The organism is Xylanibacter brevis P6B11 (assembly GCF_000621825.1).
GTDB lineage: Bacteria > Bacteroidota > Bacteroidia > Bacteroidales > Bacteroidaceae > Prevotella > Prevotella brevis.
In genome coordinates, this window is the sequence record NZ_JHXG01000003.1 from 209451 (window position 1) to 224254 (window position 14804).

Consider the following 14804-nt stretch of genomic DNA (forward strand, 5'->3'; position numbering starts at 1 on the left):
GATTGGTATTGTTTGTTCACGTTCGGAAGAATACAAACAAGTTTGATTCTTCGCTTACTTAATCACAAACTTTTTACCCTGCTTAACGTAAACACCCTTGTTCAGGCTGTTCATGTTCATACGAACACCGTTCATGTTGTAAACAGGAGCATTGCTGTCTGAAACAACCTTGTTGTAGTTCATGTTGTCGATGCCATCAGTGCTATCAGCGCTCAGTACGAGAACACGGCTCAGGGCAGTGTCAATACGATAGAGCTGGAAGGTCTCAGTACCCTTAATGGTTGATACGACACCGGCAATGTGATCGGCCTTGTATTTAGCCAAAGCTTCTGCAGGCTCTGTACCTACAGGATACTGTGGGTGGATAGAACCGCCACCATAGTTGTCAATCTTAGAAATAACGACCAAGTCGTCGTCAGTCAAACCATCGAAGCTAAATGTTACATTGTTTACTGCAATGCTTCCGTTCTGTGCGTCACCCTTCACACCTGTGTTGATGAGACCAATACCCTCATTAATCTTGGCAGCAGCAATATCATCGCCAGCAGCTTGACCATCACCAGGATTGGTGTTCCACATCTTCAGAGGAGCAAACATCGTTGCAGCAGCCTCTTCTGTCAGTTTAGAAGGAATGAGCAGATAACGCTTGATAGCTTCTGCAGTCTCCAATGATTTGTAGGTTCTGCCATCGAGAGTGTAGCCATTATCTTTCTTGTAGCCGGCAACAGTTGCCTCATAGTTTTCAGCAGCGCTGGTGAAACCATATGCGGGATAGAGAGCGTAGATGTCCTGATCCTCGTTTTTCTCTCCAGTAGCGATTTCGAAGTATAATCTCATGCGACCACTCCAGCTGTTTTCGCCGCTCATTGATACAGAGTTCAGATCGTCCTTCTGCTCAAAGCCTTTCTCCTTCAGAGTTTCGCCAGTCATGTGCTGGAAGTCGATATCGTTCTTAATAGCGTATTTGATGTCGTTGACAACGCTTGAAGTGCTGCTTGCATAGCCAAGTGCTTTGGTCGTAATTTTCAGAGTACCCTTGTTTGGAACAGAAACTTTAGCACCAGAGGTCTGGTTGTTCAGAGTGAAGTTACCCTGGCCGCCTTCGCCTTCAAAAGTGAAGTCCATAAATACATCGGGCTGGAGGGGAATAACTTTGTTGTCAACAGTGAACTGATAGGTCTTTGAATAACCTTCGTCTGCACCTACAACAGCATAGGTGGGATTAGGCAGTACGACAGGCTCGCAAACAACATCTACAGTGACTACTTCTGAGGTCTTTTGTCCTGCAGTAGTCCAAGCGCTCAGTTTACCAGAGGTTTTGGTTGTATATAATACGCTACCTTCTTCAACATCGTTGTAAGAATAGGTCTTTTCTACACCATCTGTACCCTTAACGTGCAAAGTCTCACCCTCAAGGAAAGTAATCATATAGGTGCGCTCAGAATCATTCAGACCTGTCAAAGCAATAACGGGATCGTTGGCCCAATCTACATCCAAGTAAACTTGAAGATTGTCGATGCTGTAAACAGACTGATAACGAGCTGCCATCAGGTAAAGACCTGTAGCGAAGAGCTTTTCTTCATCATTCATGGTCTTTGTACCAGTAGCTGCTGCTTTCTGTGTGTCGTAGTCGAAGATTTCGTAAGAAACCTCTTTGGTTTGAGTGTCAACATTCAGAGTTACCAAGTACCATGTAGCTGCATTACCTGAATTTGGAATGAAGACCTTTGTAGAGTCGTTGTTGATAAACCAGTGAGTGTGGTCATAATCACATGCACCTACAACCTTCTTTTCGTCGTTGCTATTCTGTGTCAAACTGAACAGACAGTTTGGAAGCTTTGAGTATGGCAACCACTGACCAGCACCATTACCATTGGTATTTTTACAGCCATCTTCATCAGCAAAAATGGCAACCTCACCATTCCACTGGTTGTTACCCTGAGCATCAAAGCGAATTTCAAAACTCAGCGAGTAAGATGTTTCTGTAATACCTTCGAAAATTGAAGGTCCCCAGAAGTCATGGGCAGAACGACCATTGTTCTGACCAAGAGCAAATTGGAAAATGTTACTTGCATCTGTTGAAGCAATAGTGCCTGTACCGCCATTGATGGTCCATGTTGCAGGAACACCACCTGCCTCAAAGTTCTCAGAATAGAGAACGCGAATGGCATTTGCATTGATAGCAAACATTGCTAATAATGCAGACATGAAAACGTAGATCTTTTTCATAAGATTAAGTTTTTAATTAGTAATTAAGTTAATTAAATGGTTTTTTAATAAAGGTTTTAGAGTTTCAATCTGTAACCCCAGGATGTGTTACCATCCTGGGTTTTGCTTCAGACTTCCACCTGACTTCAATATCTCGCTCTGGGCGATGGGGAAGAAGTACATCTTGTCGTCCCAGTACTTACGAGAGTTGCTGTCGGTGATTACTTGTTCGTCAAATGTGTCCTCTCCAGTCTTGGTGATGCGTACACCCTTGATGGTGCGATACTTTGCTTCGCCAGCCTTCTTCCAGCGACGCAGGTCGAAGAAGCGGTGTCCCTCGAAGGCTAGCTCTACAAAACGTTCGTTCTCGAGTTTCTCGGCAAACTGTTCTTTACTCAACCCATCAGCAATATTACCTATTTTTGCACGGGTGCGTACCACGTTGATAGCCTGTGCGGCAGTCATCGAAAGGCCTGTTGCAGTTGCGTAGGCATCATCGGTGTAGTTAAGCATTGCCTCAGCATAGTTCAGGTAGAACTCTGCCAAACGGAAGGTCACCCAGTGATGACGCTCGGTGGTAGCACCGCTGGCACCAATGGTCAAACTCTTGTTGACATACTTCTTCAGATAGTAGCCAGTTGGCGTTGCATAGGCAATGGGCTGTCCGTTGGCACCACCAACGAAGGTTTCCAATGTGGCATTGGGCCACTGATCGCCATTCTTGGCAATGGTTGCTTCTTTACGGATGTCACCATCCTCGTAGGCTTCAAAAAGGTTCTGGGTAGGACAGTTGCCACCTCCAGCATTCTCCAATCCAATGGGGAAGTTGTACTTCTCAAAACTATTGGTAGATGAAACCACACGACGCACAAAGATGCACTCTTCGGTGTTGGTCCAATTGTCCTTTTGGAACAGGCTTGCATAGTCTGCTGTAAGCTTCATGCCACGATTCTTACACTCGTCAATCAGTTCCTTGTTGGCAAGGGCAGCCTGATGCCAGCGCTCTTTGTCGTTGCCGGGATTGAACAAAGGGCTTGCGTAGTAGAGGGCGGCACGAGCTTTCAAAGCAAGAACGGCGAGGTTATTAACTCGGCCTGTCTCATTCTTGTTTTTTAGCTGCATGTTGCCAAGGTTTGAATAGTCCTTCACAATGAGGTCTTTGATATCGTCGCATTCGCTGATGATGTAATCGAAAATCTCATCGGAAGACTTACGTGGCTGCACGTTTGCCTCGTTGGCATCCATAACGGTGGTAATCAGGGGCACACCACCAAACATGCGTACCAAAGTGAAGTAGTAGTAAGCACGCAGGAAACGGGCCTCGTACTGAAGGTTCTTGTATTGTGCCAACTCCTGTTTGTAGTCAACGTCGGTCAGATATTCCTCAAACTCCTCGTCCTTAAACTTGTCCAAATACAGGTTGGCATAGCTGATACCACGCCAGCATTTGGTCCATGTTGAACCATCATTATTGTCTGATGCACTCCAACCACCATTGTAGAACTTCTCGATGGCGTTGCCGGCATGGCTATACACTGCCTCGTCGGTAGCAGATGCCAGCATCGCGCCACTATAGTTGCCAAAGTCGGTGTCCAGATCGTTGTAGGCCGACGTCACAAGACCAGCAGCGCGGCCGAACGTCTTCTTTACGTAGTCCTCATCATAAACGCTATACTCCTTGTAGTCCATCTTGTCGCCACATGAAGCGAGTGCGACAACTACTGCGGTGAGGCTCAGAATATTCTTGATTTTCATATCCTTCTTGTTTTTGGGTTATTGATGTTAAAGAGTAACAGAAACACCGAAAGCTACACTACGTGTAAGAGGTGTTGTTGCGCTGTAGGCAGCTGCATCGACCTCATCGAGATGATCGAAAGTGAAGAGGTCAACACCACGCAGATATACCTTGGCACCATTAATGTACTTGGTCTTGGCCAGCAACTGCTTGGGTACGTTGTAGTAGAACTCAATGTTGCGCAGCTTCAGATATGAACGGTCGCGCAGCCAGAAATCACTTGTCTGGTAGTTGTTGGCATTGCTTTCAGAACTCAAGCGAGGATATTTTGCGTTGGCATTGTTGTTCTCCTGGCTCCAGCGATTGTCGTAAACCTGCTGGGCAAGGCTGCTGTTGCCAACAAGTCCCCAGTAGTAACCAGTTGTGTTGAGCATGGCCGAGAAGCGACCTACGCCCTGGAACATCATGTCAAGACCGAAGTTCTTGTATTCTGCTCCGAGATGGAAGCTATAGTACAACTCTGGTGCGGTAACGCTGTAGCCCATACGAACCTTATCGTTGGCATCAATCACATTGTCGCCATTAACATCTTTGTAGCGGATATCACCAGGACGTACGGTGGTGAACGTCTGACGGGGAGCTGCATCAATTTCTTCCTGACTGGTGAAGATGCCCTCAGAAACAAGTCCGTAGATAGAGTTGAGAGGATTGCCTGTCTGAACAAGGTTGTCGTAAGCACGTGGCTCTTCTGCCATATCCTTAATCTTGCTCTTTGCCAGTGTCATGTTGCCACCGATGTTGAGTGTGACGTCTCCAAACTGGTGGGTATAGTCGATAGACGCATCGAAACCGTGCTGGTTGACAACACCCTGGTTGACGTAGGGAGTACCGAAACCAATCAAGGCTGTGTAGGCACCGGCACCAGAGCACCAGATGTCGTAACGATGATTGAAGAAGTAGTCAAACTCCACGTTCAGACCCTTGAAGAGCGTAGCATCGAAGCCAACATTGAACTTGGTGGCCTTCTCGTGGCTGGGGTTGACTGTAGCCATGGTGCCGAGTGTTGTGGTACCATAAAGATCTTGTGCGGCTGTTGCATCTACGAAATAGTAGGCAGATGCACCGCTGATAGAATAGCTCTGCGTGTAGTAGGTCCAGATGTTGTCACCAGGGAGGTAGTCGGCGTTCAGTTTGCCGATAGAGGCTCGCAGCTTCAGGAAATCAATCCACTTGATGTCTTTCATGAAGTTCTCCTTTGAGATGACCCATGCTGCAGAGAGGGTAGGGGCAAAAGCCCACTTAGTGTTTGGAGCCAGGCGGCTTGAACCACTATAGGATAAAGCCAACTCAGCGATATACTTCTGTTTGTAGGCATAGTGCGACCACCAAGAATAGTTCTGACGGTAGATAATGTTGTTATTACCATTCAGGTGCTGATAGTCGTAGTCCCACTTCAGCTGGCTATATACATAGTGGTCGTCGAAAGTGCGGTCGAAGTTGACACCGCCGGCAGCCGTCAGACGGCGAGCGAAAGCACGGGTAGCAGCAACCTGAGCCATTTCGGTACGTTCACCACCTGTGAAGTAGTCGCCCAATACGGGCTCGCCAGCATTCCAGCCAGTCACGGGATAGCTTCCATAGACGTAGCTCTTGCTGTGATTCTCGTAAAGCGTTGAGTAGGTATCATAGCCTAGCTTCAGGAAGAAACCTAAGCCCTTAACCCAGCTGGACAAATCCTGTGTGAGAGTTATGTCTGCGAAAAGTCCACGCTCATGAATCTTAAAGTAAGCAGCGTCGGTTGTTAAAGCCACGGGATTCAGAGTACCTGCCCATGTTGAATTACCACCCCAGTCGCCTGTTTCGCTCTTGATGGGGAAGGCTGCAGATGGCAAATTGTAGATGTTGCTCCAAGGTGTTGCCTCGTTGCCAGGCTGTGAATTCTCGCTGAGCAAACCAGAGATGTTGGCTTTCAACATTGTGGTTGGTGTCAGGTCGATATCCAAATTGATGCGCAGGTTACCGCGTACGTACTTATCCTGAGTAGAATAACCGCTGGTAGCATCAGGTGTCTTGATGAAACCTTTATCAGAAAGCAGGTTCAAGGCGGTGTAGTAGCGGAAACGCTCGCCACCACCTGTAAAGTCAATGCCCACTTTGTTGGTGACGCCATGATGACGGAAAGTCTCATCTACCCAATTCACGTTGGGGTATTGGTAAGGATATTGTCCATTTTGGAACGCTGCCATAGCCTCCTGGCTATAGCGTGCATATTCGCCTTTGCCCTCGTTGAACAGAGCCTCGTTCATGGCTGCTGCATAGGTAGGACCATCAATGAACTTAGGACGGTCGGTCTGATAGTTAATCAGGTGGTCGTAGTGTACAGACATCTCATTGGAGTTGTATTTACCACGCTTGGTGGTGATGAGAATAGCACCGTTGATACCTTTATAACCATAGAGCGCAGTGGCTGCAGCATCTTTTAAAATGGTAACGTTCTCTACCTCTTCGGGTGATACTACAGAAATCTCACGCTCAACACCATCGACCAGAATCAGTGGGGTGCTGGTGCTGAGACTCTGTAGGCCACGAACATAGAACGTAGGATTCTTGGCAAAGTAAGAGCCTGTTCCATCGAGTGAAATCAGACCATTGCCCTGACCCAGGATAGAGTTGCCGATGTTCTTGGCGGAACGCTTATCCACATTGTCGCGCGTAATGACAGAGGCTGACGATGTAGATTGCTCACGGCTGAACGTCTTCTCTGCGCCTACATCGATGGTCTGCTGGACAAAAGTGTTGCCTTTTTGCGCTATGCTGTCTTTCTGTGCTGCTGCTGGCAGGCTGAGGCCTGCAAGCAGTGAAAGCACGAATATATTCTTTCTGTTCATAGTAGTTTCAATTATCAATTATCAATTTCAATTACTAATTTGATAAATTTACCAGCCAGGGTTTTGAACGAGACCGTAGCCCTTGTTTATCTCAGTGATTGGCAGTGGGAAGAGGAACCACTTCTTAACTTTAAGATCGTTTGGATCCATGTCCCACATCACACGGCGACGATTCTGCAGGGTGAACTTCTCATATTTGAAGTGGTCGGGTTCAGCCAAGCCATTATCCTTGTCTGTACCAATGTATGGGTTGTAGTTGGGAAGCCACTCGCCCATAACGTTCTGCAGACGGGTAATCTTCATGCCATGCAGTTCTTTACACATCCAATCGGCGCGCTTGTAACGAATCATGTCATAGTAGCGGTTGTTGCTCATGCCCAACTCGCAAGCACGTTCTCGAAGAATCTCCTCAATGAGCTTGTCCTTGTCGGTAGTGAGTTCGTCGTCGAATTTCTCCATCTTGTCAAGACCTACACGGGCACGTACTCTGTTCACGCAGTTGAGTGCAGCAGTCAAATCGCCTGTCTGGGCCAGTGCTTCTGCCCACATGAGCAGCATTTCGTCGTAGCTCAGATATACCCAGTGCATAAACTTACGGTGATACTCCTCACCCAAGTAGTACTTCATGGTACCGAAACCGGTAGAATATCTGAATGTCAGCTGTTCGACAATGGTACCATCGGTTTTAGCGATGCTTTGACCTACATTGTTGCCACCAGTCCACAACTCATAGATGTCGCCAGAAGACTTGCCTGAGTTCCAGTCAAGTGTCATGGGCTGACCATTGACAATAGCATTCTCGTAAAGACGTGGGTCGCGGATGGCATATTTCTGGATAGTCTTCTTACCTGACTTCTGTGGAGGACTGAAGAATAGCTGACCATCAAGCTTAACCGTCTGGTTGGCGTTATTCTTGATTGCATTTGACGGAGCTACTGGAGCACTGGCAGCATCGTCCCACTTGAAAGGTTCGCCATTTGCCCATGGGAACATCTCAACATACTCGACAGTAGGACAGTAAGAGTTTCGACCGATGCCAACCCAGTTCCACCATGCATAGGTGCCCTGTGTGCCATAGATGGTAGCTACGCGGGTAGAGTGGATTACTTCCTTGCTACCTTGATATATGTATCCCATACGATAGGCCTGACGATAAGCATCGGCACTATTCTCTGTGGGTTGGTTCAACTCATAAAACGCGCCGCCTGTACCCAGCGTTTCGCTATTGGGGTTGGCTTCACCGTTGGCTGCAAAGAATTCGCGGCAAGCCTGTTCTGCGCGAGTCCAGCGGGCAGGATCGTAGTTGCCATACCATACCAGATGCTCTTTCTCTGCCTCAGAGTTACCTCCATAGTAACCCTCGTTGGCGTTGAACAGAGGTGATGCAGCGAAAACCAGAATCTTAGCTTTCAATGCCAGTGCACCTGCCTTCGTCCAGCGACCAGTATTGTTGTAGGCATCAGTATCCTTGGTGTCGCCATCCCATGCCCAGCGCAGGTCGGGAGCAGCTTCATCGAGCAGGTTAACCATGTAGTTAACGGTTTCTTCGACCGTAGCGCGTTTCAGATGAGAGTAGTCACCCTCTGTGCCTGAGAAAACCTTGTCAATGATAGGCAGACCTCCGTAAACACTGAAAAGGTCGAAATAACGTGCAGCTATCAGACACTTGGCTTCGGCAATATAGCTTTTCTTGTCGGCCTCTGCCAATCCTGGAACACGATCGATATTCTCAAGGAGCAGGTAGGCCTGGCGAACAGCAGCCCACACCTTATCATTATTAAATGAAATCAGGGGATCGTCGTTGGCAGACAGCGTGTTGCTATAATAAGAATTGAAGATGGCTGTACCATTCCAGTGAATCTGGTAACAGTCTGTCAGTGCATCCAACTTACCCCAGTAGTGGTTCTGGCTGGTTGGCAGACCAGAAGCATTCGAGAATGGCAGTCCATAGTACTGCATGCCGTAGATACCTGTCAGAAACTGTCGGGTGTACTCGGCACTATTAAATACGGTGTCGATGGTGACAGTTCCGCCTGGCGCTTTTTCTACAAAGCTATCGCCCACTTTTACATCATCGGTACATGCAGTAAATGCTGCACCAGAGACCAATGCCATTGCGGAGGCGTAAATGATATGTTGAAGTTTCATATTGTATTCTTCTTTTATGTTAAACAGTAACACCATTAGAATCCGAGCTTAAGGCTCGCTGTGTATGTACGCTGCAATGGATAAGAGGGCGCATTGCTGGCGCGTGTTTCAGGATCACCCCAGATGTAGGGTGAGAATGTCAGCAGGTTATAGCCACTGAGGGCCAGCTGCATCTGGTTCAGACCAAGTGATTTCATGAATGGAAAATGGAAATCGTAGGCCAACTGGATGGTCTTCACACGCAGGTACTTGGCATCCTTCTCGTAGAGCGTGCATTCTGCATAGTTCTGAAGTGCGTTATTCCATGTGGCACGGGGATATTCAGCACTCTGTGATGGATTGTCAACGGTCCATGTGTGGTCGAGATGGTATTTCAGCAGACCACCATCGGTGTTAGTGCTGGCTGCCTGGAATGGACGACGGAATACATCGGAGATGAGACGGCTAACGTTCCAAGCACCGGTCAGCTGAGTGTTAAATGACCATTCTTTGTATTGGAAACCAAGGGTTAAACCTGCGATGTATTCTGGATCGTCAGTATAGGCATTACCACGGAACATATCGTTGCCGTCAATCTTACCATCCTTGTTGAGGTCAACAAATATAGCGTCACCAGGCATTAGATTTCCTACCATCTGCACAGGGAAAGCTGAACCGAATTGTGCTTCGTAATCGGCTTCGGCACCCTCATAGTAGAACTTCCAGAATTTGTACAAAAGGCGTGAACCAATGCGGTTGCCGCGATAATACATGTAGTCATGGGCTTGTGGTGCTTCCTTTTTTTCGATAATTTCGTTCTGGTTGTAAGAAACGTTGAACTTAGCCCAGTAACGGAAGTCGCTGCCAATCTTGTCCTGCCAGTTGAGTGATGCTTCCCAACCCCAGCTGTTTACCTCACCGAGGTTGCTAAATGGAACGGTGAAGCCGAGGATACTGGGAGCTGTCATGTCTTGCAGCAAAATGTCTTTACGTTTTTCGCGATAGATATCGAATACGCCACGCAGGCGGTCGTTGAGGAAATTTACATCAATACCGTAGTCCTGCTTGAAGGCCGTTTCCCAAGAAACGTCAGGGTTGTTTTTGGTTGCTTCTACAGCGCCCTTCGCAACGGTACCATTCTCTACACCGAAGTCGTAAGCATAAGGATTGGTGTCTTTACCAATACGTTCTGCAAGTGCAGTGGTATTAACAAAGTATGGATCGGGGATATACATGAATCGGCTGCCACCAATCTTATCATTACCTACGAGACCCCAAGAAGCACGCAACTTAACGAAACTGAATACCTTCTTAAGGGGCTTGAAGAAGGGCTCATCGCTAATCACCCAACCTACAGAACCTGCAGGGAAGGTACCAAAGCGCTTGCCAGGAGCGAAGTTCTCAGAACCGTTGTAACCAATATTGAACTCAGCAATATAGCGGTTGTTCCAGTCGTAGGTTACACGACCTACCAGACCTACATAGGTACGAGGAATGTCAGGATAGCCACCGTTAATATAGTAGTCCTTACTCTGGTTGTACAAAGCCAGCGCAGAAACGGTGTGCAGACCGAAGGCACGGCTATAGTTCAGTGATCCTTCCAAATACCAGTTACGTCCCTTTCCGCTGATGTCAGTAGAGTAGGAGGGAGGTGTGCTTTCAGCATTCTTACGGTAGAGGATGGTCTCTCCGTCTGCCTGAAGCACTGGCGTGTAGTTGGCTACAGACGCTGTTGTGGTGCGACGTGAAGAGAAATTGCTGCTGTATGAGCCCTTCAACTTAGCTGTCAGACCTTTGGTAATAAAATCCAACTTCTGATCCAAAATCAAGTCGAAACTCAATTTGTTGTTGTTGTCATGATAACCACCAGGCTGATAGGCGTAGTAGGTCATTGGAGAGCTACCTAAAAATGGCAACATGTTTGCAGGATTTTGGTCGAAGTTTAGGTTGTCAGTGGACGAGACGGAGTTAACAATATAACGACCATCAATGATGCCTGGACTTACAAATGGCGTGGCCTGATAGATGGCTTTGATCATACCGCCAGATCCTTGACCTGTACGTGGAGAATCCTTATCGTCAACCTTACCAGAAACGTTGACGCTCATTAATGTCGTATTTGTGACATTCAAGTCGATGTTGGCGCGGTAGTTGAAACGCTGATACTGATAACCAAAGTCGTAGTCAGCATCAAATTGCTTGAACAGACCGTCTTGTGTGAACATACCGGCAGAAATGAAGTATCGAACTTTCTTGTTACCGCCTGATATATTAATATTGTGTTGCTGCTGGAGTGTTACATCTTTCATGATGTAGTCTGCCCAGTTCATGCTTGGGAAACGAATGGGGTCGCTTCCATCACGGAACTTGTTGATGACATAGTCGCTGAATGGTGCTGCAAATGGCTTGGCTGGATCTGGGGTGTAGTCGTTGTATGCCATCTGGTTGTAGAAGTTGGCATACTCATAAGAGTTTGCCAACTCAATCATCTTGGTGGGTGTCATAGCCGAGAATGACGCATTAGCAGTAATCTTGGCCTTTCCTTCAACACCGCGCTTAGTGGTGATCAAGATAACACCGTTGGCACCGCGTACACCGAATACAGCTGTAGCAGAAGCGTCCTTCAGTACGGTGATGCTCTCAATTTCGTTGGGGTCGATGTCCCACATCTCGCGTTCAACACCGTCCACCTGAATCAGTGGGTTGGCGTCTACCCATGTAGCTTTACCACGAACGAAGATGCTGGCAGCATCACTACCAGGCTCACCTGAGTACTGGACCGTGGTCACACCTGAAAGCTGACCAGCCAGCACGTTGTTGACAGATGATACTGGCGTACGAACCAGGTCTTCGGCCTTAACGGAAGAAAGGGCACCTGTGACGGTCACCTTCTTTTGAACACCGTAGGCCACAACCTCGACGCCCTTCAGCATGGTCGATTCTTCTTCGATGACCACCTTCATGCCGTTAGAGGCTTTCACGGTAGTCTCTTTGAAACCTACATAAGAGATTTTTAACTGGGTACCAGGAGCTACGTTCAGCGTGAAATTACCGTCGAAGTCGGTTACGGTACCTTGAACAGTCTTGCCACCTACGATGACAACGCTGGCGCCAATGATTGGCTCACCTTGACTATCTACAACTGTACCTTTGATCTGGCTCTTCTGTTGTTGAACAGATGCATAAGCACTTTGCCATCCAGCGAATGGAGGGGTCAACAGCATCATAGCGCACATCATTGCACATGGCATGATAGTCTTCTTGATAGCAGTAAGTTTGATCATAAGTTATTTTGTTAGTAATATTTGCTTAGTGAATTAGTTGGTGCAAATATAGACATTATTTTATATCCATAAAAACGAAAAAGACATTTTTTTTTAATTTAAGCTAATTTTTGTGGTTAAAAATCAATTTTCAAAGTTTTTTGATTAAGTTTGCAATTGCAAATTAATTCCTAAACAAACAGTAAACAATGAAACAACTATTCTTATCTGTCCTGCTGGCTATGGGGACTGTCGTGGCTGTATGTGCGCAGCAACCGCTGGCTGGAAAACGTATTGGCGTGTTGGGCGACAGCTATGTGCGCAACCACCGTGAACCTGTGGAAAATACTTGGCATTATAAGTTCGCTCAACGACAGGGTATGCAATACTATAATTACGGGCGTAACGGGAACTGTATTTCTATAGACCTAAACCGCTGGGGAAAGGCAATGGTAAACCGCTATCAGGAGATGAATGACTCGCTCGACTATATCGTGGTGATAGCAGGACATAACGATGCGACACGGCTAGACAGTATTGGTATTGATTTGTTTAGAGAAAAGTTGACAGAACTGTGCGATGGACTGATAGACCGCTACCCATGCGCACAACTGTTTTTCTTCACGCCATGGATGCGGGCTGATAACGATGTGAATGCGCACAACTTCGAAGCCGTGGTGGACTGTATACTGAAGGTGTGTGCTTCGCGTGCCATCCCTGTGTTTGATGCCTATCACCATAGTAATATATATGCGCAGAACGACCGCTTTCGCGATGTTTACTTTCAGAATGGTCGTCGCGACACGGCTCATCTCAATGCCCGGGGCCATGATCGCTTCTTGCCGATAGCCGAACATTTCATCATGCAGTATATTGCTTTGGATAAATAAAAACAATAAATGCTTGGATGTTTTGCATTTTTTGCTTATTTTTGCAAAACTAAAGCTAAATTGATGTACTTGGTCAGATGAAGAAACTATTTTTGTCCTTAATCTGTTTCGCGCTTTTCATGATGTCGTGCTCTGAGCGTCAGACGAAATATCGCGTTGGTATTTCGCAGTGCTCTGAAGACATCTGGCGCGACAAGCAGAATTATGAACTCCAGATGGGAACCTATTTCCATAATAATGTGGAGTTGAAGTTTGCTGCTGCCCATGATAATGATGAGAGACAGGTGCAACAGATTGACAGTCTGGTGAACGAAGGCATCGACCTGCTGATAGTGGCTCCCAATCAGGTGCAGACCATTTCTCCCGCCATTGATCGCGCTTACGATAAGGGCATACCAGTCATTGTGTCTGAGCGAAAAACGAACTCCAGAAAATATACTGCCTTTATCGGTGCCGACAACTATGAGATGGGGCGAGTGATGGGTGAGTACATCATTTCTTGTCTTCATGGCAGGGGCTCGGTATTGGAAATCAAAGGACTGGAAGGTTCTTCGCCTGCTATCGAACGCCACAATGGTTTTATTGATGCTTTGAAAAACGCACCACAGATTAAGCTGCTGGCTTCGTTGCAAGGTGACTGGACCGAAGAAACGGGGTATAAGACGACACGCCAGTGGATGGCCAACCACCCAAACGAACACGTGGACCTAGTGTTTGGCGCCAACGACCGCACTGCGATGGGGGCGAGAAAAGCTCTAGGCAGCAAGGTGCTGTATTGTGGCATTGATGGTCTTCAGGGGCAGGGCGGCGGTATTCAGCTGGTGCGCGACTCGCTGTTGGAAGCCTCTTATATCTATCCCACCCATGGAGATCAACTGATAGACCTGGCGGTGAAGATACTGGAAGGTCAGCCCTACGAAAAAGAGACGATGATGATGTCGGCCCTCGTGACTCACGACAATGCCAAGGTGCTGCTGATGCAGAACGAAGAGCTGATGCGACAGACGCATCGGCTGGACCAGATTCATCAAAAGGCTGACTCCTATCTGCAGAAACTGAACACGCAGCACGTCATCAACTGGTTGGCTATAGGTGTGATTGTGCTACTGTTGCTCGTGATTGTCTTGTCTTACCTGCAGCATCTGCACAAGGTGGCTATTCAGCGCGAACGTGTGACAAACACCCTATGGAACATGGAGCCCATCGCTCCTGTGGCAGAACAGCAGACACCTGCTGACGTTGTGAAAGAGCAGGGAACGGATGCCGGTCCGGTGGAGGGCTCGTTTATCTCGCATTTCCGTGAAGTGGTGGAAACCCGTCTGGAGGACAGTGACCTCAGTGTGGATGATCTGGCCTCTGCGATGAGCCTCAGTCGTGTTCAGCTCTATCGCAAAGTGAAGGCTATTACGGGGGCCTCGCCCGTAGAGTTGCTTCGCACTGCGCGTCTGAATCGCGCCTATCAGATATTGCTTACCACAGACAAGAGCGTCAGCGAGGTGGCCTATGCTGTAGGCTTCACGGCACCATCCTATTTTACCAAATGTTTTAAAGAAGCCTATGGCATGGTGCCTGGCGACGTCAGAAAGTAAACCTTATTGAAATATCAAATATCGTTCATTCCATCGTAAAAATGTTACATTGCAACAATTTTTGGGTGGTATGAACGATATTTTCAATCTATAGCTACTAATAT

At 47.4% G+C, this 14804-nt stretch carries 7 protein-coding genes; 2 read left to right on the forward strand and 5 right to left on the reverse strand.

Annotated elements, in window-relative coordinates; genetic code table 11:
- Positions 1-54 precede the first annotated feature (54 nt).
- The 5 genes from T496_RS0100920 to T496_RS0100940 form a co-directional block, all read right to left on the reverse strand.
- Positions 55-2229: a hypothetical protein gene (locus T496_RS0100920; RefSeq protein WP_155808566.1), complete on the reverse strand. Its 2175-nt coding sequence runs from the start codon at positions 2227-2229 to the stop codon at positions 55-57.
- Between the two features lie 87 nt (positions 2230-2316).
- Positions 2317-3963: a RagB/SusD family nutrient uptake outer membrane protein gene (locus T496_RS0100925; RefSeq protein WP_027449071.1), complete on the reverse strand. Its 1647-nt coding sequence runs from the start codon at positions 3961-3963 to the stop codon at positions 2317-2319.
- Between the two features lie 27 nt (positions 3964-3990).
- On the reverse strand, positions 3991-6831 hold the full coding sequence (locus T496_RS0100930; RefSeq protein WP_027449072.1) for a SusC/RagA family TonB-linked outer membrane protein: 2841 nt from the start codon (positions 6829-6831) through the stop codon (positions 3991-3993).
- 48 nt (positions 6832-6879) lie between these two features.
- Positions 6880-8979, reverse strand: a complete 2100-nt coding sequence (locus T496_RS0100935) for a RagB/SusD family nutrient uptake outer membrane protein (RefSeq protein WP_027449073.1) — start codon at positions 8977-8979, stop codon at positions 6880-6882.
- Positions 8980-9014: 35 nt separating this feature from the next.
- Complete coding sequence (locus T496_RS0100940) at positions 9015-12242, reverse strand: SusC/RagA family TonB-linked outer membrane protein (RefSeq protein ID WP_027449074.1); 3228 nt, start codon at positions 12240-12242, stop codon at positions 9015-9017.
- Positions 12243-12430: 188 nt separating this feature from the next.
- On the opposite strand from T496_RS0100940, the gene T496_RS0100945 reads away from it, so the two are divergent.
- Positions 12431-13111, forward strand: coding sequence for an SGNH/GDSL hydrolase family protein (locus T496_RS0100945; protein ID WP_027449075.1), 681 nt, complete (start codon positions 12431-12433; stop codon positions 13109-13111).
- A 77-nt stretch (positions 13112-13188) separates the two neighbouring features.
- A complete protein-coding gene (locus tag T496_RS0100950; RefSeq protein WP_027449076.1) occupies positions 13189-14700 on the forward strand; it encodes an AraC family transcriptional regulator in 1512 nt (503 codons plus the stop codon).
- The last annotated feature ends 104 nt before the right edge of the window (positions 14701-14804 follow it).